Origin of the sequence: Duganella sp. Root336D2, from assembly GCF_001425005.1 — a bacterium.
Lineage (GTDB): Bacteria > Pseudomonadota > Gammaproteobacteria > Burkholderiales > Burkholderiaceae_D > Rugamonas.
Map to the genome: position 1 here is coordinate 631,810 of NZ_LMDB01000001.1, position 25,903 is coordinate 657,712.

Genomic DNA, 25,903 nt, shown 5'->3' on the forward strand with positions numbered 1-25,903 from the left:
GCTGCCGAGAGGCACCATGGACCTGCTGCGCAACCTGCGCTTCGCACGCCGCCTGGCGATCCTGGTGGGGATCTTTGCCGGCGGCTTCCTGCTGTACGGGTTCTGGTCCTTCCGTACCCTCGATGAACTGCGCGTCAACGGCCCGCTGTATGGCGACGTGATACAGGGCAAGGACCTGATTGCGGACGTGCTGCCGCCGCCGCTGTACATCATCGAGTCCTTCCTGGTGGCGCAGCAATTGGCGGCGGCCAGCAGCCAGGTGGAGCGCGAGCAGCTGGCGCAGCGCCTGCGCACCCTGCACGCGCAGCAGGTGGCGCGCGTACATTACTGGCAGAGCCGCCAGCTTGACGGCAGCCTGGCGGAATCGCTCAAGCAGGCGAATATACAGGCAACGGCCTTCTATAACGAAGCCTTCGGCCAGCTGGTGCCGGCGCTGGAGCTGGGCGAGCGGCCGCGCGCCGAACATGCGCTGGCGAAAATGCAGCGCCATTATGAACTGCACCGGCAGGTGGTGGACGACCTGGTCGACCTGGCGGCGAGCCGCGCCCGTTTCACCGAGGTCAAGGCGGCCGACCGCATCCGCTCCGACAGCGCCCTGCTGCTGGCGATCCTGGCCGGTTCGCTGGCCCTGGCAACCGGCATGGCATGGCTGGTCAGCCGCAGCATCACGCAGCCGCTGGCGCAGGCCCTGGCCATAGCGCAGCGGGTTCGCAGCGGCGAGCTGTCGTCGCCGGCCCCGCAGCCCTTCGAAGATGAAACCGGCGAGCTGCTGTCGTCCCTGCATGCGCTGCAGGAGAGCCTTGCCGCCGCCGCCGCCGCCCGCAGTGAATCGGAGCGCAAGCTGCGCTGCACGCGCCAGCTGCTGGAGCGCCTGTTGAACAGCGCCGATTTGCTGGTGCTCGGGCTTGGGCATGAAGGCGAGGTGCTGATTTTCAATGAAACGGCAGCCCGGGTTACCGGATGCAGCCGCGACAGCGTGCTGGGACGCGTGTGGCGCGACTTGCCGCTGCTGCCCATGTCGGCCGTCTCGCAATGGCCGGAAGGCGGACAGCTGGAACAGTTCCGCGCCATGCCGGCCGGCCAGGAACACTTGCTGCATACGGCATCAGGCGATGAACGCCGCATCGCCTGGCATCACAGCGCACTGGAAGAAGGCGAAATCGCCTTGCTCAGTTTCGGTATCGACGTGACCGAATTGCGCCAGGCCGAGCGCGCCATTGCGACCGCCCACGAAGCTGCGGACCATGCCAACCGCAGCAAGAGCGCCTTCCTGGCCAATATGGGCCATGAACTGCGCACGCCGCTGAATGCCATCATCGGCCTGACCGAGCTGGCCCTGCGCGGGCCGCTCGATGCGCGCCAGCGCAGCTACCTGGAGCAAGTCGACGGCGCGGCTGCCAGCCTGATGGCAATGTTCAACGACATCCTCGACTTTTCGCGCATCGAGGCGGGCAAATTCCGCATGGAGGAATGCGTGTTCAGCGTGCGCCACGCCGCCGCACAGGCTTGCGCCGAATGGCAGGCGGCGGCACAAGGCAAGGGTTTGCAGCTCGAATGTACGGTGGAGGCATCGCTGCCGGAAGAACTGGTGGGCGACGCGGCGCGCCTGCAGCAACTGCTGCAGCACCTGCTGGCGCATTCGGTCAAGTTCACGGAACGGGGCAAGGTGCAGCTGCTGCTGCGCCGCGAAGACGCCGGCAGCGCGGAAGGTACGGTGCTGCGCTGGGAAGTGCGCGACAGCGGCGCGGCGCGCGACGCGGCAGTCCAGCTATATGAACCGGTCGGCCCCGGCGACTCGGCGGCAGGCCTGGGCCTGTCGGTGGCGCGCCAGCTGGCGGCCATGATGGGCGGCCATTTGCTGCTGGAGAGCGACCCGGCCGAAGGCAACCGCTTCGTCTTCACCGCCCTGTTCCGCCACCCGCTGCCGGGCGCCGTCGCATGCGCCGAAGCGCAGGCGACGGCGCAAACCCTCTTCCCCGCCCTATGCGCCCTCGGCGTGGATATGGCCGGGGCGATGGTGCGCCTGCAGGGCAACCGCACGCAGCTGCGCAAGATGCTGTGCCAGTTCCTGCAAGGCCAGGCCGCGCTGCATGCCGCCATTGGCGATGCGGTGGCGCAGGGCGACCGCCAGCGCGCGCAGCGCATGGCCCATACGCTGGCCGGACTATCGGCACAACTGGGCATGGAAGATTTGCGGCAGGCCGCGGCAGGCGTGATCAATGCGCTGCGCGCCGGCGGCCCGCTGGCAGCCGAGCTGGCGCAGCTGGCGCCGGCACTGGACGCGGTGCTGCAGGCGATCCACGCCGACCTGCAAGGCGCCGGCGAATCAGGCGAGCAGGCTGCGTAGGCCGCTGGTGCGTTCGGTGCGGCGGCGGATTGCGTCCGGCAGCACGCCGGGATTCGGCGTCAGCAGCGTAAAGCGCTGGCGGGCACGGGTGATGCCGGTGTAGACCAGTTCACGCGCCAGCACGCTGAACGCTTCGCGCGGCAGCACCAGCACGGTATGGCTGAACTCCGAACCTTGCGATTTGTGCACCGTCATGGCGAATGCGGTTTCCACATTGCGCAGGCGGGTTGCCAGCACGCTGCGCACCTGGCCGCCGTCCGAGAAGTACACACGCAGCGAGCCGCTGCGCGCAGGATCGGGCAGCACCAGGCCGATATCGCCGTTATAGACCCCCGTGGCGTAGTCGTTGCGCGTCACCATGACCGGGCGGCCCACATACCAGTCGCCGCGCCGCTTCAGCAAATCCTGCTCTTCAAGGCGCTGCGCGATGCTGTCGTTCAGGCCCGAGACGCCCCATTCCCCTTCGCGCACGGCGCATAGCAGGCGGAAGCCCTCGAAAGCCGCCAGCACGCCGGCAGCCCAGGCGTCGTGGCCTGCCGTGCCGGCGCCTTGCTTGACCATTTGCAGGAAAGGCCGGTAGCCCTCGGCTGCCAGCTGCAACATGTCCTCCTGCTGCGCCGCCTCGTTCCAGTGCAGCTGCCCGCCGCTGTCGGAGCGCAGCACGGCGCGCGCAGCGTCGGCATCGCCGTCGTTGACGGCAACGGCCAGCTGGCCGATCGGGCCGCCGAAGCGGCGGCTCTGGCGCAGCATGACCGTTTGCTGCGCCAACGCGCCTGCATTGCCAAGGAATTCCGGCGGGATGCGCTGGCCGGACGCCGCTTCCACGAAGGCCGCCGTCGCAGCGCCGTAGCCGCCGGCTTGCGCGTCGTAGCACAAGTCGCCCAGCACCGAGCCCGCCTCCACCGACGCCAGCTGGTCCTTGTCGCCCAAAAGGACCAGGCGTGCGCCGTCCGGCAGTGCATCGAGCAGGGCCGCCATCATTTCCAGGTGCACCATCGAGGCTTCGTCCACGATCAGCACGTCCACGTCGAGCGGATTGCCGGCGTTGTGGCGGAAAGCGCGGGTATCCGGGCGCGCACCAAGCAGGGAATGCAGGGTACGGGCGCCACCCATGCGCTGCGCCAGTTCGCGCAGCGGCAAGGCGCCTCCCAGGCTTTGCTCCAGGTCTTCCAGGGCGCCGTCAATGGCTTGCTTCAGGCGCGCGGCAGCCTTGCCGGTCGGCGCCGCCAGCGCCACGCGCAGCTGGCCGGCATTCTCGCCTGCCAGCGCGAAAAGCAGGGCCAGCAAACGGGCCACGGTATAGGTCTTGCCGGTGCCGGGACCGCCGGTAATGACTGCCAGCTCGCCGCGCGCGGCGACCGCGCAGGCGATCTTTTGCCAGTCCGCCCCGCCCTCGCGCGTCGCATGGGTGAACAGGCGGTCCAGCCATTGGCGCACCAGCGCCGGCGACGGCCCCGGATTGCCCCGGGCTGCCTCGCCAGTACCTGTCCTTGAACGCACAGCATCGGCTACGGTATTTTCGTCCGACCAGTAGCGGCGCAGGTACAGGTGGCCGCCGGCCAGTACCAGCGGCTGGCCCCGATCGGCGCCGCCCGGCCAGGCCAGCACTTGCGGGCAAGCCTGCAGGAATTCGTGCCACGCCGCCAGCCCTTGCGGCAATTCGCCGGCTTCCGTGCACAGCCCTTGCCAATCGTCCTCGCCCCAACCCAGCATGGCCGAAGGATCGCCGGCCAGCGCCGACAATTGCAGGCAACTGTGGCCGCGGCCCTCGAGCTCGGACAGCAGCAGGCAGGCCAGGGCCAGCGGGTTACCCGCCGCCGCGCTGCCGCTTGCTGCAAGCGACGTTGCGAAGCGTGCAAAGACGGGGCCCAGGCGGCGCAGCATGCCGCCTTCGGCCAGCATGTCGATATGTTCGTAAAAACTCATTGGCAAAGCCCGTCCAGTCCATCCAGCAGTTCCGGGTCAGGCGGCAGCAGGTAGCAGCCGCGCGTCTGCTCGTTGCCGACGCCGCGCAGGAAGTAGAAGATCGCGCCGCCCAGTTGCGCGGCGGGGTCGTAGGCATCGCCCAGGCGCGTGCGCAGCAGGCGGTGCAGGGCCAGCATGTAGATCGCACCCTGCACGTCGTAGCGGTGGGCTGCCATGCCGTGCGCCAGCGCTGCCTTGTGGTATGCCGCGTCGCCGCCGCCCAGCGCGTTGGATTTGTAGTCCAGCACCCAGTAGCGGCCCTGGTGTTCGAACACCAGGTCGCAGAACCCTTTCAGCATGCCGTGCAGTTCGCGCTGCGGCAGGCCGGGGCGCGCTATGCCGTCCAGCAGGTGCTGGCGGCACAGGCGGTCCAGCCGGCCCGTGTCCAGGCGCTCGCTTGGGAACCAGAACTCCATCTCCGGCAGCAACTGCCCGATGGCGTCCAGCGCGCCGCCCAGCGGCGGCAGTCGGGTGGTGGCGATCACCCGCAGCCATTCCAGGGTATCTGCTTCGCGGTGGCCCCAGCCTGCGCGCTTGACCAGGCGCGCGGCGCGCTCCGCAAAATGCTCCTGGTGGATCGAGGCGAAACCGTCGCGCGCCAGCGATTCAAGCTGGTCGTGCAGGAAGTTGCCGGGTACCGAACCGCGCGGGAAGCGGTGCCAGGGCGTGTCTTCGATGCGCAGGGCAGCCCCCTCATTTTCGCCTTCGAGCAGCGTTTCCTGCGCGGCGTGCATCGGCGCCGGCAGCGCATCGCTGCTGCTGCGCCTTGCCAGCGAAGTGAAACTGCCAACCGACCAGTCGCGCTCGAAACTGCCTTGATAGCCCAGCGGCGCCTGCAGCGGTGGCAGTTCTACCGCACGCGCCAGGCGGGTCAGCGGCACGCCAGGCTCCAGCAGGGCGACGGAAATAGCGTCGCAGCCGGCGCGCAGCTGCTGCCAGCTTTCCAGCAACTGGCCGGAGGGCAGCGGTGTCCCGCCTGTCAGCAAATACCCCAGGGCCGAATCGTGCAGCGTGTTTTCATCCTTCTTGCGCGCCGGCAGCGCGGCCACGCCGAGCCACAGGAAATACCGGGCGCGCGTCAGCGCGACATAAAGCAGGCGCAGGTCTTCCTCGATGCGGGCGGCTTCCACCGCTTCCTGGCCCTCGTCGGACAGGCGCATGTCAAGGCGGCGCTCGCCCTCGGCATCGGTGTACTCGAAAAAGGTGCGGTTGCGCTTATCGACCTTGCGCACCGTGACCGCAAACGGCAGGTACACCAGCGGGTATTCCAGGCCCTTGGACTTGTGTACGGTGACGACCTTGACCAGCTCCGCGTCCGACTCCAGGCGCAGCACGCGTTCATCGCCGCCGTCGGTTTCATCGTTGATCTGCTCGGCCAGCCAGCGTATCAGTGCCTGCTCGCCTTCCAGTTGCCGGCTGGCCTGCTGCAGCAGCTCGGCCAGGTGCAGCAGGTTAGTCAGGCTGCGCTCGCCGCCCGGGCGCGCCAGCAGTTGCGCCGGCAAGCCGAGGTCGTGGATGAAGCGGCGCAGCATGGCCAGCACGCCCTGGCGCTGCCAGACCACATGCAATTCCTTGAGCTGTTCGACGCGGCTTTCCCACGCCAGCTCGTCGGCGGAGAACTGCGCCAGTTCGGCCAGCGGCAGGTTGGCGGTGCGGGTTGCGAAAGCAGTCCGCGCCAGCTGCCCATCGAGGGGGTTGGCCACGGCCGCCAGCCAGCGCAGCATATCGGCCGCTTCGTCGCTCGATAGCACCGAATCCTTGTCCGACAGGTAGACGCTCGGCACCAGGCGCCGCTGCAGCGAACGGCGCACGGCTGCCGCCTCGCGGCGGTCGCGCACCAGGATGGCAATATCGGCCGGCTGCAGGCGCCTGAAGCCGTCGCCGCCCTGGAAGCCGGTGGCGGGGTCATTGAGCAGGCAGGCGATATGCTCGGCGCATTGCTCGGCAAAGAACTCGCGGTAAGCGTCGGCCCCCAACTGCTCCAGCGTGCAGCCGGCTGTCAAGGCCTGGATGTCGCCCGCCGGGCCGACCAGCCGCTCGGCACGGCCGCGCGCAGCCACCGCATCGAATGGCAGCGGATTGGCTTGGCCGCTGCGGAAGCGGAATGCGCCGCGGGCAAAACCGCCCTGCCCGGCCACGCCTTCCGCATGCAGGAAAATCTGGTTGACTGCAGCCACCAGCTGCGCCGTGGAGCGGAAGTTGGTGCCGAGCTGGTAGTGGCGCCCTTCGGTGGCGCGCCGCGCATCGAGGTAGCTGTGGATGTCGGCGCCGCGGAAGCCGTAAATCGACTGTTTCGGGTCGCCGATCAGGAACAGGCCGAGTTCGGGATCATTGGCGGCAACCTGGTACAGCAGGTTGAAAATGCGGTACTGGCTGGGGGCAGTGTCCTGGAATTCATCCACCATCGCCACCGGGAATTGCGTGACGATGCGCTGGCGCAGTGCCGCGCCGTTGGGCCCCTCCAGCGCACTGCGCAGGCGCTCCAGCATGTCGGCAAAACCGAACAGGCGCTGCTGGCGCTTCAACTCCTCCATGCGCGCGGCGACCGTGGCGGCGGCATGGCGCAAGATATGGTGGCGCAGCGGCTCGATAGCGTCCAGCGCGCGCCGCAGCGGCGCGACCTCGTCAAAGTCGGCCGGGATGTCGGGAGCGAAGCCTTTGGCGCAGGCATCGACCAGGCCGGCCGACGTCAGCCGCATCCACGGCGTGGCGTTCATGTCCGGCTCGGCCAGCGCGGGATCGCCGGCCCAATCGCGCAGGGCCGCAAACCATTTGACGACCGAGTCGGCACGCAGCTTGGTGCCATTGAAGCATTTCGGATTGGCTTCGCGCTGCGCCGCGATCCAGCCTTCCATGCGCCCGGCCCGCTCGGCCCAGCCCTGCTTGAGGCCTGCCAGTAGCGCTTGCTGCTCGCGCTGTACGCGGCCGATCATTGCACCCAGCTGCTCACGGCCAGCCGGCGCGGCTGCATCGGGCCGGCGCGCCAGGTCGCGCACGCTGCGCCCCAGCGCCGACACGTCGCGGCAAGCGCCGAGCAGCACGCGCAAAGCCTGCTCGCCCAGCGGATAGACTTGCTGGCGCCAGTAATCGTGCACTGCGTCTTCGTACAGCGCCGCTTCGTCGCTGAGCAATTCTTCATCGAACAGGTTGCCGCTGTCGAAGGCATGTTCGCGCAGCATGCGCTGGCACCAGGCGTCGATGGTGAAAATCGCCGCCTCGTCCATCGTTTCAGCCGCCAGCTGCAGGCGATAGGCGGCCTGCTGGCGCGCGGCCTGGCCGGGCAGTTCTTCCAGCAACGCGTCCAGGTAAGGATCCGGCGCCAGCGCCGTCTCGGCACGGAAGTAGGCCGCAGCTTCCACCAGCCGTTCGCGCACCCGGTTGGACAATTCGCGCGTGGCCGCGCGGGTGAAGGTCATCACCAGGATTTCGTTCGGCATCAGCGCCCGCCGGTAGGCATACTCGCCGCCGTGGCCCAGCACCAGCCGCACATACAGGGCGGCGATGGTCCAGGTCTTGCCGGTGCCGGCGCTGGCCTCGATCAGGCGCGAGCCATGCAGCGGGAATTCGAGCGGGTTCAGCGCGATGCTCATTCCTCGCCCTCCGCGCCGCCCTCAATAGGCTGCACCAGCACCGATTGCGCCAGCCAGTCCGCCAGCGGCTGGTACAGCGCGCGGCTGTCGCCTGCATGGCCCGGCTCACCGGCCAGGGCGGCGAAGTCCGGCCACAAGCGGGCCAGGCACGGATCGTCGTTTTCGCCGGAGAGCTCAAAGCCGCCATCGTAGACGCTGCGCGGGTCGCCCTCCATCACCAGCGCAAGCCCGGTCTTGCAGGCAACGGGCAACGGCCGGTCCATGCCGGCCCGCCACAGTTCGACGATGCGGGCCAGTGCCGCAAGCGCGGCCTGGGGATCAAGCGGCGCCATGATGACGATGGCATCGCGCGCCACCAGGAAGCCGGTCACGGGCTGGCCCTGGGCGGCTGCGGCGAGCTGGCGCAGCCACATCGGGATCAGCTTTTCGCCACGCGGTGCGCCGGATTTGTCGCATACGCGCGAAGACATCTGCATCAGCCAGACCGTTGCCCCTTCGGCGCGATGCAACTGGTCGATCCAGTCTTCCAGCAGCAGCCCGGCCAGTTCCAGCTGGACCGCCAGCTTGGGCGCTTCATCGCGGTAGGTGCCGCGCAGGGATAGCCACGCTGTCCGCACCGGCACCAGTTCCTCCACCAGCTCATCGAGCACGCGGTCGCCGATCAGGCCGATCGGCAGCACGCCCTGGCGCCGCAAACGCTGGCCGCGCTGCTGCAGGCTGGCGCGCACGTCCTCCAGCGCCTCCACTTCGCCGCTGTCCGCCAGCATCGCATCTTCCAGGTTGTAGCGTTCGAGGCCATTGAGCTGGAAGGGTTCCTCGTCCTCGCCTACCATCGCCGATTCCGCAAAATAGACGCCGAGGCGCTGGCGGAAGAAATGCCGTACCGGCTGGCGCAGGAAGGCCGCCAGCGTAGAGAGCCGCAGCCGGAAAGTCTCTTCCACCTCATACGGGGGCAATGCGGCTGCGCCGGCGTCGCTGCCGCCGGCATCATGCGCCGCGCGCCATTCGCCGGCATAGGTCAGCAGGCCGCCGCGCTCGAAGTAGGCGCGGCTGAACGGCTGCAGCGCATGCATCGTGGTGCGGGCGGCGAGATCCAGGTTCCAGCCCGCCTGCAGGTAATCGCGCAACTGCGCCACCAGCACCGAAGGCGGCTGTTCGCTGTTGTCGCGCACATTGCGCCCGACCCAGCTCACATACAGCTTGTCGCGCGCCGCCAGCACCGCTTCCAGCATCAGGTAGCGGTCGTCGTCGCGGCGCGAGCGGTCGCCGGGGCGCGCCATGCCTGGCATGGCCAGCAAGTCGAAGTCGGCGCGGCTGGCGCGGCGCGGGAAGTCGCCGTCGTTCATGCCCAGCAGGCACACCGCGCGGAACGGCACGGCGCGCATCGGCATCAGGGTGCAGAAGGTGACGCCGCCGGAAACGAACTGGTGCTCCAGCGACGGCTCGTCGAGCCCTCCCATCCAGGCTTCGCGCAAGGTGGCCAGCGGCACCGCCTCGTCAAAGCCGGCGTCCTCGCAGGTCGCCAGCCATTGGTCCAGCGCATCGTCCAGGCGTGCCAGCGTCAGGCGGTCGGCTTCGTCGCGGTCGCTGAAGAAGCCGGCCAGCAGCAAGCGCGCCTGCTCGGCCCAGTCGGCCGGACTGCGTGCCACGCCCAGGTGTTCGCGCCAGGCCAGCAGGGCCTCGATCAGCTGCGCCAGCGAGCCGGCCAGCGCGGCATCCAGCCCGCCCACTTCCGAATAGGGCTCAATACCGATGAAGGCTTCGCCCTTGCCGGCGGCATAGCCAAGCAGCATGCGGCGCACGCCAAACATCCAGGCATTCTGCTCGCCGGCCGGCGCCAGGCCCAGGCCGGCACGGTGCCCGGCATCCAGTCCCCAGCGCACGCCGGCGCCCTCGATCCACTGGCCCAGCGTCGGCAAGTCGTCTTCGGCCAGGCCGAAACGGCGCGCCAGGGCCGGCACGTCCAGCAGGTCGCGCACCTCGCTCTGGCGGCAGCGCTGCTGCGGCAGGCGCAGCAGCCACTCCAGCGCCACCAGCAGCGGATTGACGCTGCGGTCGTTGACGTCGCCGATTTCGTGCGGGATGAAGCGCGGGTCGTGGCGCCGGTGCTGGCCGAACACGGCGCGGATCGAGGCGGTGAAGACCTCGATATCAGGCACCATCACCACCACATCGCGCGGGCGCAACGAGGGATCGGCGGCGAACATGGCCAGCAGCTGGTCGTGCAGGATCTCGACTTCGCGCTGCACGCTGTGCGCCACGTGGAATTCGATCGAACGGTCGCTGTCTTCCGGCGCCAGCCGCGCATGCTCGGCCAGCGGCAGCATGTCGCGCACGGCGGCCTGCACCTGGGCCAGCAAGCTCTGGCCTGCTTCATCGCTGAACAGGTCCACGCGCAGCTTGTCGCCGCGCCCTTCCAGGTCGCCGGCGGTATCGAATTCGTCGAGCATGCGGATGTAGTCGCGCCCCTGCCGGCCCCAGCTCGCCAGCAGCGGATGGCTGTGGGCATGCAGCGCCTCCAGCGGCACAGCCGACAGGTCGATGCCCTTGCGCGCGGCGTGGCGGTGGCGGGCCGCGCGCAGCAGGTCGCGCCCTTCGATGATATCGCCCCAGTAGTAGCGGCAAGGATTGGGCACCGCGATCACCACCTGGGTGAAGCGGGCCAGCGAGGCCATGGCCTGCAAGGTCTGGTACGGCAGCGCGGAGACGCCGAACAGCACGATGCGGCGCGGCAGGCGGCCCAGCGGCATGTCGCCGCGCTGCACCGCTTCGACGAAGGCGGCGTGCACGCTGGCGCGCCCCAGGCCGCGTTCTTCTTCCGGCACGCTGGCCGCGACCGCGCGCCACAATTCGGCCTGCCAGCGCTGGTCGGGCGCCAGCGGCGCCGCCTCGCCGCGCGCGTTGCGCAGCTGGTCAAGGCCGGCGGCCCAGTCCTGCAGCCAGTCGGCGCGGTACACCTGGTACTGGTCGAACAAGTCGGCCAGGCGCTCGGCAAGCTGCAGGCGCCGTTCGGGATCGCCGTCGCGCAGGAAATGACGCAGCGGCGCAAACGCTTCCTGCGCCAGTAATTGCGGCAGCAGGCGCATCAGGCGCCAGGTCAGGGGGCCTTTATCGAAGGCGGAAACGGCCGGCACGCGCGCATGGCCCAGCATGCCGCGGTAGATTTCCCACAGCAGCCGAGCCGGCAACGCAACGCGGGTAGCGCCGCACAGGCCGGTCTCCTCGGCCAACGCGATTTTCAGCCATTCGGCCACGCCATTCGATTGCACCAGGAAAATCTCCTGCTCCAGCGGCGCCAGCGGCTGCCCGCGCAACCACTGGAACACGGCGCTGCGCAACTCTTCGAGCTGGTTGCCGTGCAAGATCAGGAGTCCGGGTTGGATGCTTTGAGCCATGTAAAAGCAGCGAAATAGCGTGGAGTGCCATTATCGCCGCAAAGACGGCTATCCGGGAATATTGACGTTCATTTCCTGCGCAATATGCTCGCGCAGGCGGTCCAGCAAAGGCTGCATCTGGCTCACGGTGGCGCGCGCGCGGTCGATGCCGTCGCCCGGGGCCATCTTCTCCAGCGCCAGGCACAGGTCGGCAAAGCTCATGGCCCCCACGGCCCGCGCCGAAGACTTGATACGGTGCCCCAGCTCCGACAAGCGCACGATATCGCCCGCCTCCAGTGCCTCCTGCACTTCGCGCAAGCCATCCTGCGCCGAGTCGAGGAACATATTGGCGTACTTGCGCATTTTTTCAGGCTTGTTGCCGAAGGTCTGGGCCAGCGCCCGCATATCGAACAGCTCGGACTCGGCGCCGGCGGCGCCCTCCGCTTCCGGCTCGGCAGCCGGTACCGGCGTCGGCGCCGGGGCAGGCAGCGGCGCCGACGCCGACGCCGGTACCGGCTGGCCCGGCATGGTCGTGCTGCGCACCTGCGCCATGCGCCCTTCTGCAGCGCGCTGGCTCATCCACTTGGACAGCACCGAGAACAGCAGGTTCGGTGCGATCGGCTTGGTCACGAATTCGTCCATGCCGGCCGCCAGGCAGCGCGCCTGGTCTTCGCGGCCGGCGTTGGCCGTCATGGCAATGATCAGGGTGCCGGACAGTTTTGGATGGGCGCGGATGATGCGCGTCGCCTCATAGCCATCCATCACCGGCATTTGCACGTCCATCAGCACGCAGTCGAAATGCTCCTTGACCAGCAGGTCGATGGCTTCCTTGCCGTTGTTGGCCACCACCACCGTGGCGCCGGCATCTTCCAGCAATTCCTGCCCCACTTGCTGGCTGAAGATGTTGTCCTCCACCAGCAGGATCGAAGCACCGTGGATCGGCGCCAGCATATCGGGCTGCAGCGCATTGGTATCGGTCGCCTGCAGCAGGTGCGTGCCTTTCTGCAGTTTGGCCGTGAACCAGAAGGTCGAACCCTTGCCCGGCTCGCTCTCCACGCCCACCGTGCCGCCCATCAGCTCCGCCAGCTGCTTGCTGATCACCAGGCCCAGGCCGGTGCCGCCGTATTTGCGCGTGGTCGAGGTATCGCCCTGATGGAAGGACTGGAACAGGCTGGACACCTGGGCCGGCGTCATGCCGATGCCGTTGTCCTGCACCTCGAAGCGCACGACGGTGTAGTTGTCGCGGTCCTCGACCGGCCGCGCGCGGATATAGATCCGGTTATTTTCCGAGAACTTGATGGCATTGCTGGTGAAGTTCAACAGCACCTGCTCGAGGCGCAGCGGGTCGCCGCGCAGCTGGTGCGACAGGCCAGGCCAGATCTCGAACACCAGTTCCAGCCCCTTGCGGTTGGCCGCGTCGCCCAGCTGGCCCGAGATATTGGTCAGCAGCGACTCGAGCGCGAAGTCCAGTACTTCCAGGTCCAGCTTGCCCGCCTCGATCTTCGAGAAGTCGAGGATGTCGTTGATGATGCCCAGCAGGTGCTGGCCGGAATGGTAGATCTTTTGCAGGTAGTCCTTCTGTTTCGGATTGGACGCGCCCTTCAGCGCCAGGTGCGCCATGCCGATCACGGAATTCATTGGCGTGCGGATTTCGTGGCTCATGTTGGACAGGAAATCGCTCTTGGCCTGGTTCGCCGCGCGCGCCTGCTCTTTCAGCATGTGCAGTTCGGTGACGTCGGTGGAAAGTGCGATCACCACCGTCATATCCTTTTCCAGCCGCACCGGGGCCTTCACCGTCCACAGGTGGTGCACCACGCCCTGGCGGTCGGTATAACTGGCCTCGCCCGAGCGCTTCTGCTGGTCGGCCAGCACCACGCCGTCCTCCTGCCAGGCCTGGTCCGCATCGCGCTTATGCATGACTTCCACGTCCAGGCGGCCGATGATTTCTTCCACCGGCAGGCCGATCACCTCCGCCATCTTGGCGTTGACATAGACGTAGCGGCGGTCCTGGTCCTTCATGTAGACGTGCGCCTCGACGTTATCGAGCACGCTATCCAGCAGGCGGCGCTGCTCCAGCGCGTTGCGGCGCTGCGAGTACATGGTGAACAGGTAGCCGTAGATGAGCAGCGTACCGACAAAGCCGGTGATCAGCGCCAGGTACGGAACCCAGCGGTCAAAGCCGACGATCATCGCGTCCTTGCGCGCGTAGAACTGGGCCTTCCACAGGCTGCCGTTGAAATCGATCGGCAGCACGGAAATGAAATAGTCGCCCGCAACACCCGGCAGCGCGGCCGGCTTGTCGATGGAACCGTTATCGTTGAACAGCAGACGGTCGTCGGCCTCGATGGTGAGGTTGCGCTTCTCGGGATCGGTCGACGCGTCCGAATACAGGATCATGTGCACCTGGCGATCGGCCATCTCGTCGATCGCGCCCTGGATCAGCTTCGACACCGAAAAGCCGATCCCCACCGAACCGATGAAGCTGGCACGGCGGCTGCTCACGTCATCCACCGGCATGCCGCGCCTGTAGACCGGCAGGCGCATGCCCAGCCCGATATGCGGCAGCGGCTGCTTGAGCAATACCGGCTGGCCGGAAGCGCTGATTTCGCCCGTATCGCGCGACAATTGCATGGCGCGCTCAATATTGGGGTTGGCAGTAATGTCGACGCCGAACTTTTCCATCATCAAGCCCATCGGCTCCAGGTAGGTCAGCGGCGAATATTGTTCGCGCTTGCCAGGCGGCTTGATGTCGAACTTTGGATAGCCGCCAGGCGCCAGGCTGGTGTCGGCGCGCACCGCCGCCACAAAGGCATCGCGCTCCGCCTGCGGCACATTCGGCGCAAAGTTGATGGCCTCGATTGCCGGATAATGCTTGCCGATATTCAGCGACGTCACGTACTGCCGGAATTGCAGGCGGCTCACATGGTCGGAAGTCTGGAACAGCGCCACCAGGCCGCGCACCACGTCCGAATAAGCCTTGACGCGCGCCGAAATGCTGTATTGGGTAGCGCGATTCAAATTGTCAAAGCGCGCCTGCGCCTCGTCCTCCACGGTATTCGACGTGGTGGCAAACAAGGTGGCGCCAACTGCCGATGCCAGCGACAGGCCGAGGAACCATAGCAAAGCCCGCCCGTTCACCAGGCCACGCAACTTACGCCTCATCCATTGAGAAAAGTCTTGCATCTGAGCAGCATACTATTAAAGCAGCCCTGAACGGAACCAATTCATATCCTCCTGGTCCAAAGCGCGACAGGAGGGCTCATCATGAAAAATGGATTCCACATCTTACCGGCATCCCGGGCTTGCCGGAATTTCTTAGCCTGCAAGTGTGTCGCGGCACTTTGCCTTGCCGCAGCTGCGGGCGCCGCGCCGGCTGGCCAACGGCACCCGCCACCCGCGCCGGCATTGGAACACCGCGAATTCGATGCCATGCTGGAGGCCGCGTTCCAGCCGCCGGCAACAGGCAAAAATCGGACTTTCATAGTGCACTTTACACTTCCCGGTGCAATCGCGCCGCACAAGGTGAACTGGACTTTAGGACTGTATCGCGCCGACGGCAGCCTGCTGCGCCAGTGGCGCGGACGCCACGTCTTGCAAGGCGGCAGCGGCCAGGCCGTGGTCCATTGGCACGCTCCGCCTGCGCTGTCCGCCGGGATCTACCAGCTTCGCCTGCAAGCCGGCAATATTCTCCAGCACCGGCCCGTCGCAGTCGGCAAGCCGCTGCCGCTGTTGCCCGCCAGCGCCGCGCTGGATGGCGCTGGCATGGCCGCGCCGGCCCGTATCGACGGCCTCGGCTTCGACATCGTCTACGGCAACCTGCATAGCCAGACCAACCATAGCGACGGTGGCGGCGATCCGGCAAGCTGCCGCGGCGCCCAGGCGCCCCGCTCCGGCGCTTTCGGCCCCGATGACGCTTACCGGTTCGCCCAGCAGCACGGCTTGCAGTTCCTGCTGGTGTCGGAACACAACCACATGTATGACGCCAGCGACGGCAGCGATCCCCATGCCGACCCGCTGGCGGCGCGGCAGCTTTACCGGCTGGGCATTGCCAGTGCCGAACAGTACAGCACCGGGCACCCCGGCTTCGTCGCGATGTACGGCCTGGAATGGGGCGTGATCAGCGGCGGTGGCCACCTCAACATCCTCAACAGCCCGGCCCTGCTGGGCTGGGAACGCAGCGCCAATGGCGAGCCCTTCGCCGACGTGGTGACGCCAAAGAACAATTACGCAGCGTTGTACGCGGTAATGAAGGAGCAAGGCTGGCTGGGCCAGTTCAACCACCCGGGCGCCAGGCAGTTCCCGATCGACGGCGTCCCGCTGGCCTTCAGCGAAGACGGCGGCGCCGCCATGGCCCTGTGCGAAGTCATGAACAGCAACGCCTTCTCGAAACGCCTGGATGAAGGCGAAACTCGCCACAGTTTTTACGAGGAAGCCTGCGACAAACTGCTGGAAGCGGGCTACCGCCTGGCGTTCAGCAGCAACCAGGATAATCATTGCGCCAACTGGGGCGCTGCCTACAGCAACCGCACCGGCATCCTGCTGCCCGCCGCTGCCGCGCCCACTGCCGAAGCCCTGCTCGACGCCATCCGCGCCCGCCACGTGTTTGCAACGATGGACAAGCAGTCAGCCATTGCGCTCACCGCCAATGGAACCATGATGGGGGCCCGGATCGACAACAGCGGCCCGCTCACGCTGCAAGTGCACTACACCAGCAGCACAGGCCGCGGCATCGCCGCGCTGGACATCATGGAAGGGGTTCCCGGCCGCCACGGCGAAGTCAAGCCGGTGCGCGGCGTGAACGGCATGCAGCACAGCTTCACGCCGCAGCCCGGCGCGCACTTCTATTACGCGCGCCTCACCCAGGACGACGGCAAGCAGCTATGGTCAGCCCCGGTCTGGGTCAATCAACGCTGATGCGGACCGGATTGATTTCGCGCGCCAGCATCTGCCGCACGGTTTCCGCCTCCTTGCGGACAAAGGCCGGCACCGGCTGGCGGCGCTCGCATTCTGCCAGCAGCTGTTGCGCCGCCTGGGAATCGAGCTGCGCCCCGTCGCGCGACAGGCGCAGCATGCCAAAGCGCAGCGCCACCTTGCACAGGCCCGCCCCATCCGGGGCCGCCAGCAGGTCGGCCGGCACCAGGGCGCGCGCCGCCGCCATATCGGCCGGCGCACATGAACCGCCAAGGCGGAAATTCAGCGCCTCCAGGGCCGGCGCCGCCGGCAACAAGGCCTGCGCCTCTTCGAGCGTGAACGGCCCCGCCGTACCGCACGAAGACAGCACCCGCTTGAGCGCCCGCGGCTCGCCCAATTTTGCAGCAGCCCTGGTCCAGAGAATCGCCTGCGCCGGCTGGCGTGGTTCGAAATATTCCACCAGGGCCGCCATTGCAGCCCGGTCGCCGCGGCCGGCGGCCGCCTGCGACTGTGCCAGGCAATAAGGACTGTAGCCGGAGGGCGGCTGCTGTGCGCACGGCACGCTGCCGCGCTCCTTTTGGCGCTGGTAGTACCAGGCGCCCGCCGCAGTTGCCAACAACATCACAGCGGCCAGCAGCAGGACAATAGTTTTGCGTTCAATCTTCATGGCCAGCATTCTACGTGCGCCTGCGCTGCGCACCAATGCGTTACACTTAGCGAAAACAAACAAGGAGTTAAAAAATGCGTTGGGAAGGTAACCGGGAAAGCGATAACGTCGAAGATCACCGTGGCGAAGGCGGCGGTGGCGGCGGATTCGGTTTCGGCGGCCGATCGATCGGCATCGGCACTATCGTAGTTGCATTGATTGGCGGCTGGGTCTTGGGCGTCAACCCCATGACCATCCTCGGCCTGCTGAGCGGCGGCGGCCCGGTCCAGGTAAGCCAGCAGCAGCAACAGCGCCCGCGCAGCGAAGGCAATGACCGCGAATACAAATTGATGAAGGTGGTGCTGGCCGACACCGAAGACGTGTGGACGGACCTGTTCCGGCGCAACGGCGGCACCTACCAGATGCCCAAGATGAAGGTATTCAGCGGCGCGATCCAGACCGCCTGCGGCGCCGGACGCTCGGCCACCGGCCCGTTTTACTGCCCGGGCGACCAGGACATTTACATCGACCTCGATTTCTTCCGCCTGCTGGAGCAACGCTTCCACGCACCGGGCGAGTTTGCGCAAGCCTACGTGGTTGCGCACGAAGTCGGCCACCACGTACAGAACCTGATGGGTTTGAGCGACAAGGTGCACAACGCCCAGCGCAATGCTTCCGAACGCCAGGCCAATGCCCTGTCGGTGCGGCTGGAACTGCAAGCCGACTGCTTCGCCGGCGTCTGGGCCTATCACGCCAACCGCGCCCGCAGCATCATCGAAAAGGGCGATGTGGAAGCAGCGCTGAACGCCGCCACCGCCATCGGCGACGACGCGCTGCAAAAGCAGTCCGGCGGCGAAGTGATGCCGGATTCCTTCACCCACGGCAGTTCGGCGCAGCGCGTGCGCTGGTTCAACCGCGGCATTGAATCGGGCGAAATTGCCCAGTGCAACACCTTCGAGGCCCGCCAGCTGTGAAGCCGGCGTATCGGAAAATGGCCTCCGGCGCAGTGCTTGGCCTGGCGGCGGCGGGCGGCGCGCACGCTGAGAAAACCGATCCCTATCTCTTGCTGGAAGACGTGGGCGGCGACAAGGCGCTGGCCTGGGTCAAGGAGCAGAACGCTGCCGCCCTCAAGGAATTGCAAGCGCAGCCGGACTACCCCGGCATTCACGAGCGCCTCAAGACCATCCTCAATTCCCAGGAACGCATCCCCTACGTCACCAGGCACGGCGACTATTACTACAACTTCTGGCGCGACGCCCGGCATACACGCGGCATCTGGCGCCGCACCACGCTGGAGCAGTACCAGAAGGCCGAGCCGCAATGGGAAACAGTGCTCGACATCGACAAGCTGGCCGCCGATGACAACGAAAACTGGGTATGGCACGGCGTATCGTGCCTGTACCCGAAAGGCGAGCAATGCCTGGTGCAGCTGTCGCGCGGCGGCGGCGACGCGCACGTCGTGCGCGAATTCGACATCGCCAAGCGCCGCTTCGTCAGCGACGGCTTCAACCTGCCGGAAGCGAAAAGCGATATCGGCTGGATCGACGCCGACACCATCTTCGTCTCGACCGACTTCGGCGAAGGCAGCATGACCACCTCCGGCTACCCGCGCATCGTCAAGGAATGGAAGCGCGGCACCCCGCTGGCCGCAGCCGCCACGCTGTATGAAGCCAGGGCCGACGACCTCGGCGTTGGCGCCTACAAAGACTTCACGCCCGGCCACAGCTACCAGTTCATCAATCGCCAGATCGGCTTCTACGCCAGCGAACTGTTTGTGCGCGAAGGCGACAAGCTGGCCAAGGTCGACAAGCCGGACGACGCCAACGCCTACACCGTGCGCGACCAGCTGATCATCGACCTGCGCTCCGACTGGACCGTCAACGGCGCCAGCTACAAGCAAGGCTCCCTGCTCGCGGCCGACTTCAAGCGCTTCATGGCCGGCGAACGGCAATTCGCGGTACTGTTTGCGCCAACGCCAAGCAGCTCGCTTGACGGCGTCTCCGCCACCCGCTCGGCATTACTGCTCAACGTGCTCGACAACGTGAAGAACCGCCTGCTCGAACTGCGCCACGTGGACGGTAAATGGCAAGCGCGCGAGGTCGATGCGCCAGCCTTCGGCACGCTGGCCGTGCAGGCGCTCGACCCGATCGAATCCGAGCAATACTTCCTGACGGTGACGGACTTCCTGACCCCGACCACGATGTACCTGGCCCATGCCGGCAGCGACGAACGCACCTCGCTGAAGTCCCTGCCCGCCTACTTCAACGCCAAGCCCTACACGGTGCAGCAGCACATGGCCGTATCAAAGGACGGCACCAAGGTGCCCTACTTCGTCCTGATGGACAGGAAGGCCAGGCTGAACGGCAAGAACCCGACCGTAATGTACGGCTACGGCGGCTTTGAAGTCTCGATGAAGCCCTTCTACAGCGGCACCACCGGCGAAGCATGGCTGAAGCAAGGCGGCACCTACGTGCTGGCCAACATCCGCGGCGGCGGCGAGTTCGGGCCGCGCTGGCACCAGGCCGCGCTGAAAGGGAACCGCCAGCGCGCCTTCGACGACTTCATCGCCGTCGCGCAGGACGTCATCAAGCGCAAGATCAGCAGCCCCCGCCACCTCGGCATCATGGGCGGCAGCAATGGCGGCCTGCTGGTCGGCGCCGCGCTGACCCAGCGCCCCGACCTGTTCAACGCCGTCGTGTGCCAGGTACCGCTGCTGGACATGCAGCGCTACAGCAAACTGCTGGCCGGCGCCTCCTGGATGGGCGAATACGGCGACCCGGACGACCCGGAGCAATGGGCCTATATCAGCCAGTACTCGCCATACCAGAACGTGTTCAAGGACAAGCATTACCCGCGCGTCCTGTTCACCACATCGACCCGCGACGACCGCGTGCACCCCGGCCACGCCCGCAAGATGGTAGCCAAGATGAAAGACCAGGGCCACGACGTGCTGTACTGGGAAAACACCGAAGGCGGCCATGCCGGCGCAGCCAACAACGACCAGCAAGCCCAGATGTGGGCCTTGACCTACGCCTTCCTCCTCAAGCAACTGAAATGAAAGTCGGGGTCAGGTCTGGCAACCGGACCTGACCCCGACTTTCAATCTGCTCGCCTCAATCGTGCGCGTTGGAAAATTGCGCGTCATTATGCTAAGGAAAATGTTTCCCAGCGTGTTGCATAGTTGACAAAGTGAAGCATTTGCCCACGGTTGTACTTGACTGTCGCAGCCGCCGGAGTGACATTAAGCCTTCCCCTCGCATTCCATCTTCATACCTGAGGTATCGTTGAATGAACGACATGACCGAACTGCCGGAAGAGTTGGACCTTAAGCTGATCCTGTCCACCCTGATGGCCCTGAAAAAAGGTGATTTCTCGGCGCGCCTGCCCTCCGATTGGACCGGCATGTCGGGCAAGATCGCCGACACCCTCAACGACATCATCGAAACCAACGAACGCATGGTCAAGGCGGTGACGGAGGTCAGCCGCGTGGTGGGCCGCGAAGGCCGCCTGACGCAGCGCGCGAACGTCCACGTATCCGGCGGCTGGTCGACCATCATCAGCGCGGTCAATACCTTGATCGATGACCTGGTGCGCCCCACGACCGAAATGGCGCGTGTGATCGGCGCCGTGGCGAAGGGCGACCTGTCGCAAACCATGGCGCTGGAGGTCGATGGCCATCCTCTGAAGGGCCAGTACCTGCGCGCGGCCATGACCGCCAACACCATGGTGGAGCAGCTGACCTCCTTCTCTTCCGAGGTGACCCGCGTGGCGCGCGAAGTGGGTACCGAGGGCAAGCTGGGTGGCCAGGCGCAGGTGAAGGGCGTGGCGGGTACCTGGAAGGACTTGACCGACTCCGTGAATTCGATGGCGGGCAACCTGACTTCCCAGGTGCGCAACATCGCGGAGGTGACGACCGCGGTGGCGAACGGCGACCTGTCCAAGAAGATCACGGTGGACGTGCGCGGCGAGATCCTGCAATTGAAAGACACCATCAACGTGATGGTGGACCAGCTGCGCTCCTTCGCCTCGGAAGTGACCCGCGTGGCGCGCGAGGTGGGGACCGAGGGCAAGCTGGGCGGCCAGGCATACGTGCCCGGCGTCGGCGGCACCTGGAAGGATTTGACCGATAACGTGAACTTCATGGCGTCCAACCTGACCGGCCAGGTGCGTAATATCGCGGCGGTGACGACGGCGGTGGCAAACGGCGACTTGTCCAAGAAGATTACCGTGGACGTGAAAGGTGAGATTCTTGAACTGAAAAACACCATCAACGTGATGGTGGACCAATTGTCTTCCTTCGCGTCGGAAGTGACCCGCGTGGCGCGCGAGGTGGGTACCGAGGGCAAGCTGGGCGGCCAGGCGCAGGTGAAAGGCGTGGCCGGTACCTGGAAAGACTTGACCGACTCCGTGAACTCAATGGCGGGCAACCTGACTTCCCAGGTGCGGAATATCGCGGAGGTGACTACCGCGGTGGCAAACGGCGACTTGTCCAAGAAGATCACCGTGGACGTGAAGGGCGAGATTCTTGAACTGAAGAACACCATCAACGTGATGGTGGACCAGTTGAACTCTTTCGCGTCCGAAGTGACCCGCGTGGCGCGCGAGGTGGGTACCGAGGGCAAGCTGGGCGGCCAGGCTAACGTGTCCGGCGTCGGCGGCACCTGGAAGGATCTGACCGACAACGTGAACTTCATGGCGTCCAACCTGACCGGCCAGGTGCGTAATATCGCGGAGGTGACGACAGCGGTGGCAAACGGCGACCTGTCCAAGAAGATTACGGTGGACGTGAAAGGCGAGATTCTTGAACTGAAGAACACCATTAACGTGATGGTGGACCAATTGTCTTCCTTTGCTTCCGAGGTGACCCGCGTGGCGCGCGAGGTGGGCACCGAGGGCAAGCTGGGCGGCCAGGCTTATGTGCCGGGCGTCGGCGGCACCTGGAAGGACTTGACCGACAACGTGAACTTCATGGCGTCCAACTTGACCGGCCAGGTGCGCAACATCGCGGCGGTGACCACCGCTGTGGCACGCGGCGACTTGTCGAAGAAAATCACCGTGGACGTGAAGGGCGAGATCCTTGAGCTGAAAGACACCATCAACGTGATGGTGGACCAGTTGTCCTCCTTCGCTTCGGAGGTGACCCGGGTGGCGCGCGAGGTGGGTACCGAGGGCAAGCTTGGCGGCCAGGCGAACGTTTCCGGCGTGGCCGGCACCTGGAAGGACTTGACCGAGAACGTCAACCAGCTGGCGGCGAACCTGACCAACCAGGTGCGTGCAATTGCGGAGGTGGCGACCGCCGTGACGCGCGGCGACTTGTCCCGTTCCATCCAGGTGGAGGCGCGCGGCGAGGTGTCCTACCTGAAGGACAACATCAATGAGATGATCCGCAACCTGAAGGAAACCACGCAGAAGAATGCGCAGCAGGACTGGCTGAAGACCAACCTGGCACGTTTCACCCGTCTGCTGCAGGGCCAGCGCGACCTGCAGGCGGTGACGAAACTGATCCTGTCCGAACTGGCGCCGCTGGTATCGGCGCACCACGGCGTGTTCTATATGATGGACTCGCAACTGGCCGATGCCCGCCTGCGCATGATCGCGAGCTACGGCTACCGCTCTTCACGCAAGCTGCCGACCTCCTTCCTGCCTGGCGAAGGCCTGGTGGGCCAGTGCGCGCTGGAGAAAATGCGGATCTGGCTGACCGACGTTCCGCGCGATTACATCGTGGTCAGTTCGGGGCTGGGTGCGGCGCCGCCAACCAATATCGTGGTGCTGCCTATCCTGTTCGAGCAGCAGGTGAAGGCGGTGATCGAGATCGCTTCGCTGGACCGCTTCACCGAGACCCACCTGTCCTTCCTCGACCAGTTGATGGAATCGATCGGCGTGGTGCTGAACACCATCGAGGCAAACAGCCGTACCGAATCGCTGCTGACCCAGTCGCAGTCGCTGGCACAGGAGCTGCAGCAGACCAACCAGGAGCTGGCCGAGAAAGCGCGCCTGCTGTCCGAACAGAACATCGAGGTGGAGCGCAAGAACCGCGAGGTGGAGCAGGCGAAACTGGCGCTGGAGGAAAAAGCCACCCAGTTGGCGCTGTCTTCCAAGTACAAGTCCGAGTTCCTGGCCAATATGTCGCACGAACTGCGCACGCCTTTGAATTCGCTGTTGATCCTGGCGCAGCAACTGGGCGACAACCCGGAGGGCAACCTGTCAGGCAAGCAGGTGGAATTCGCGAAAACCATCCACGGTTCCGGTTCCGACCTGCTTACCCTGATCAATGACATCCTGGACCTGTCGAAAATCGAATCCGGCACCGTTACGCTGGACGTGTCGGAGTACCGCTTCGCCAACCTGCGCAGTTATGTGGAGCGTACTTTCCGCCACATGGCGGAAGCCAAACACCTGGGCTTCACGGTGGAACTGGGCGAGAACCTGCCAGCATGCCTGATGACCGATACGACGCGCTTGCAGCAGGTCCTGAAAAACCTGCTGTCGAATGCGTTCAAGTTCACCAACCATGGCCAGGTGTCGCTGGGCATCACGCTGGTCCACAGCGGCTGGAGCACCGACCACCCTAACCTGGGCAATGCCGATGCAGTGCTGGCGTTCTCGGTCAATGACACGGGCGTCGGTATCGCAGGCGACAAATTGCAGCTGATCTTCGAGGCATTCCAGCAGGCCGACGGTTCCACCGCGCGTAAATACGGGGGTACCGGCCTGGGCCTGTCGATTTCACGCGAACTGGCGCGCCTCTTGGGCGGCGAGATCCGCGTGGAATCGACGGTGGGCGCCGGTTCCACTTTCACCCTGTTCCTGCCGTATAACCGTTCCGGTTTCGTGTACTACGAAACCGCACGCCAGCCGGCCATGCCACGGCTGCCGGCGCCCGGTTCACTGCCATCGACAATCATTACGACGCCGACGGTGGTGTACAAGCCGGCGGCACAGGAACAGCTGGTCGAGCAGGACGACCAGGTCTATGGCTCCACCCTCGATGACCGCGGGATCACCACGCCGGGCGACCCTTCGGTCCTGATCGTCGAGGATGACGAACGCTTTGCCAAGGTGGTGCTGGACTTTGCCCGCGAAAAGAACTTCAAGGGGGTGGTGACGCACCAGGGCGACTGGGCCCTGAGCCTGGCCCGCGACTACCTGCCATCGGCCATCCTGCTTGACCTGGATTTACCGGATATCGACGGTTTCACGGTGCTGGAACGCCTGAAACGCGACCCGAGCACGCGCCATATCCCGGTACACGTGATGTCCAGCCTGCGCGAGCGCGAACGTGCCCTGCGCTCCGGCGCCATCTCTTACCTGAATAAGCCGGTCAGCAAGGAAGACCTGAACGAAGAGTTCATGCGTATCCAGCGCTTCCTGATCGGCGGCAAACGCAACCTGCTGGTGGTGGACGATGAGGAAAACCAGCGCGACGCCATCGTCAAGCTGATTGGCGACTCCGACGTCGACATCACGGCAGTAGGCACAGGCCAGGATGCGCTGGCGGCGCTGCATGCTTCGCACTTTGACTGCATGGTGCTGGACCTGACCCTGCCCGACATCAGCGGCTTCGACCTGCTGGACCTGATCGGCAAGGACCAGCGCCTGCGCGACCTGCCGATCGTGATCAACACCGCCAAGGAGTTGAACCGCAAAGAGGTGGCGAAGCTGAAGCGCTACGCCAAGACCATCGTCATCAAGGATGCGCGTTCGCCGGAGCGCCTGCTCGATGAAACGGCCCTGTTCCTGCATCGTTCGCAGGCCAACCTGCCCGAGGCCCAGCGCCGCATGCTGGAGGAAGTGCATGCTGCCGATGCCGGCCTGGCCGGTCGCAAGGTGCTGATCGTCGACGATGACCTGCGCAATATCTTTGCCCTGTCCTCGCTGCTGGAGCGCCAGCAGATGCTGGTCTCCTTTGCCGAGAACGGTCGCGACGGCATCGAAGTACTGGAGCGCGACCCGACCATCGAGATCGTCCTGATGGACATCATGATGCCGGAGATGGACGGCTACGACACCATGCGCGCCATCCGCCGCATCCCGAAATTCCGCTCGCTGCCGATCATCACGCTGACCGCGAAGGCGATGAAGGGTGACCGCGACAAGTGTATCGCCGCGGGCGCCTCGGACTACATCACCAAACCGGTGGACGTGGCGCAGCTGCTGTCCCTGATGCGCGTCTGGTTGCACTGATGGGGGCCAACGATGAACTGCGCCGCAGCACGGCGCCTGACCTGGAGGAGCTCGAACTGGAACTGCTGCTGGAGGCGGTTGTGCGCCGCTTCGGCTTCGACTTCCGGCTACACGAACGCGCGCCGCTGAAACGCAAGCTGTTCGGCTTCATGCAGCAGCGTGGGCTTTCCACCTTGTCGCAGTTGCAGGATCGCGTGCTGCACGATCCTGCCACAGCCGGTGACCTGCTGCGCGCCCTGCACGTGCCGCCCTCCGGCATGTTCGACGATGCGGCGGAAGTGCTGATGCTGCGCGAAGCCGCCCAGCATTCCTTGCGCGGCGTCGCCTTGCCCCGCATCTGGCTGGCCGACTGCGCCGGGGCCGGACAAGCCTGGACGCTGGCCATCATCCTGGCGGAAATGGGCCTGCTGTCCCACGCCGAAATCCACGCCACTGTTGCCAGCGACGACATGCTGGACGAAGCCACCTCGGCATGGCTCCCTGAAACCGACCTCGAACGGGCGCAGGAGCGCTACGTCCTGGCTGGCGGAAAAGGCCGGCTGGCCAATTACTTCAACCTCCAGGGCGGCCGCGCCATCCTGGCGCCATCGCTGCGCAGCCACATCACCTGGGCCCAGTACAACCTGGTCACCGACGCTTCGTTCAACGAATTCAACCTGATTGCCTGCCAGCGCGCCCTACCCGACTTCGGTCCATTGCTGCGCCAGCGCGTACTGCAACTGTTCCACGACAGCCTGGTCCCGTTCGGCTCCCTCGGCCTGGACCGCGAACTTGACCCTTCAGAATCCATCGGTTCCGACTACCAGCTGCTTCAGGCCGGCCAGCCATGGTATAAGCGCGTCGCCTGATCGAGTCCGGCCGCGCATTCTGCTTGACATGCGCCATT

General features: G+C 65.8%; 11 protein-coding genes. 6 read left to right on the top strand and 5 right to left on the bottom strand.

Features of this window, described 5'->3' with window-relative positions; translation table 11 throughout:
* Positions 1-16 precede the first annotated feature (16 nt).
* Positions 17-2,347, top strand: coding sequence for a histidine kinase dimerization/phospho-acceptor domain-containing protein (locus ASD07_RS02595; RefSeq protein ID WP_055924699.1), 2,331 nt, complete (start codon positions 17-19; stop codon positions 2,345-2,347).
* Here the strand turns inward: ASD07_RS02595 and recD are convergent.
* From recD to ASD07_RS02615, 4 genes are read right to left on the bottom strand one after another with little or no spacing between them, the layout of a single operon-like run.
* A complete protein-coding gene (recD, locus tag ASD07_RS02600; RefSeq protein WP_055924702.1) occupies positions 2,327-4,273 on the bottom strand; it encodes an exodeoxyribonuclease V subunit alpha in 1,947 nt (648 codons plus the stop codon). The two genes, ASD07_RS02595 and recD, sit on opposite strands and share 21 nt — an antisense overlap.
* Positions 4,270-7,902 (bottom strand): exodeoxyribonuclease V subunit beta, encoded by a 3,633-nt coding sequence (gene recB, locus ASD07_RS02605; RefSeq protein ID WP_055924705.1) that lies wholly within the window; start codon positions 7,900-7,902, stop codon positions 4,270-4,272. The genes recD and recB overlap by 4 nt, the downstream gene beginning before the upstream one ends.
* Positions 7,899-11,297 carry an exodeoxyribonuclease V subunit gamma gene (gene recC, locus ASD07_RS02610; protein WP_055924710.1) on the bottom strand — a complete coding sequence of 1,133 codons (3,399 nt, stop codon included), beginning with the start codon at positions 11,295-11,297 and terminating at the stop codon, positions 7,899-7,901. The genes recB and recC overlap by 4 nt, the downstream gene beginning before the upstream one ends.
* Positions 11,298-11,345: 48 nt before the next feature.
* Positions 11,346-14,438, bottom strand: coding sequence for a CHASE domain-containing protein (locus ASD07_RS02615; protein WP_055924713.1), 3,093 nt, complete (start codon positions 14,436-14,438; stop codon positions 11,346-11,348).
* A gap of 321 nt (positions 14,439-14,759) precedes the next feature.
* Here ASD07_RS02615 and ASD07_RS02620 point away from each other — a divergent pair, with 321 nt between their 5' ends.
* Positions 14,760-16,190, top strand: a complete 1,431-nt coding sequence (locus ASD07_RS02620; RefSeq protein ID WP_229207029.1) for a CehA/McbA family metallohydrolase — start codon at positions 14,760-14,762, stop codon at positions 16,188-16,190.
* Here ASD07_RS02620 and ASD07_RS02625 read toward each other — a convergent pair.
* On the bottom strand, positions 16,177-16,854 hold the full coding sequence (locus ASD07_RS02625; RefSeq protein WP_156397820.1) for a hypothetical protein: 678 nt from the start codon (positions 16,852-16,854) through the stop codon (positions 16,177-16,179). The genes ASD07_RS02620 and ASD07_RS02625 overlap by 14 nt on opposite strands.
* A gap of 74 nt (positions 16,855-16,928) precedes the next feature.
* Here ASD07_RS02625 and ASD07_RS02630 point away from each other — a divergent pair, with 74 nt between their 5' ends.
* The 4 genes from ASD07_RS02630 to ASD07_RS02645 all read left to right on the top strand — a co-directional run bounded on the left by ASD07_RS02630 (position 16,929) and on the right by ASD07_RS02645 (position 25,865).
* On the top strand, positions 16,929-17,807 hold the full coding sequence (locus tag ASD07_RS02630) for a neutral zinc metallopeptidase (RefSeq protein WP_055924719.1): 879 nt from the start codon (positions 16,929-16,931) through the stop codon (positions 17,805-17,807).
* Positions 17,808-17,824: 17 nt separating this feature from the next.
* Complete coding sequence (locus tag ASD07_RS02635) at positions 17,825-19,891, top strand: prolyl oligopeptidase family protein (RefSeq protein WP_055924722.1); 2,067 nt, start codon at positions 17,825-17,827, stop codon at positions 19,889-19,891.
* 230 nt (positions 19,892-20,121) lie between these two features.
* Positions 20,122-25,017 (top strand): HAMP domain-containing protein, encoded by a 4,896-nt coding sequence (locus ASD07_RS02640; protein ID WP_055924725.1) that lies wholly within the window; start codon positions 20,122-20,124, stop codon positions 25,015-25,017.
* Entirely contained in the window at positions 25,017-25,865 is an 849-nt protein-coding gene (locus ASD07_RS02645; RefSeq protein ID WP_055924728.1) for a CheR family methyltransferase, read from the top strand. Before ASD07_RS02640 ends, ASD07_RS02645 begins: the two co-directional genes overlap by 1 nt.
* The last annotated feature ends 38 nt before the right edge of the window (positions 25,866-25,903 follow it).

Excerpts from the sequence above, each read along its gene's own strand:
- ASD07_RS02595 (WP_055924699.1), top strand. The coding sequence starts at position 17 with ATGGACCTGCTGCGCAACCTGCGCTTCGCACGCCGCCTGGCGATCCTG.
- recD (WP_055924702.1), bottom strand. The coding sequence starts at position 4,273 with ATGAGTTTTTACGAACATATCGACATGCTGGCCGAAGGCGGCATGCTG.
- recB (WP_055924705.1), bottom strand. The coding sequence starts at position 7,902 with ATGAGCATCGCGCTGAACCCGCTCGAATTCCCGCTGCATGGCTCGCGC.
- recC (WP_055924710.1), bottom strand. The coding sequence starts at position 11,297 with ATGGCTCAAAGCATCCAACCCGGACTCCTGATCTTGCACGGCAACCAG.
- ASD07_RS02615 (WP_055924713.1), bottom strand. The coding sequence starts at position 14,438 with ATGAGGCGTAAGTTGCGTGGCCTGGTGAACGGGCGGGCTTTGCTATGG.
- ASD07_RS02625 (WP_156397820.1), bottom strand. The coding sequence starts at position 16,854 with ATGAAGATTGAACGCAAAACTATTGTCCTGCTGCTGGCCGCTGTGATG.
- ASD07_RS02630 (WP_055924719.1), top strand. The coding sequence starts at position 16,929 with ATGCGTTGGGAAGGTAACCGGGAAAGCGATAACGTCGAAGATCACCGT.
- ASD07_RS02635 (WP_055924722.1), top strand. The coding sequence starts at position 17,825 with ATGGCCTCCGGCGCAGTGCTTGGCCTGGCGGCGGCGGGCGGCGCGCAC.
- ASD07_RS02640 (WP_055924725.1), top strand. The coding sequence starts at position 20,122 with ATGAACGACATGACCGAACTGCCGGAAGAGTTGGACCTTAAGCTGATC.
- ASD07_RS02645 (WP_055924728.1), top strand. The coding sequence starts at position 25,017 with ATGGGGGCCAACGATGAACTGCGCCGCAGCACGGCGCCTGACCTGGAG.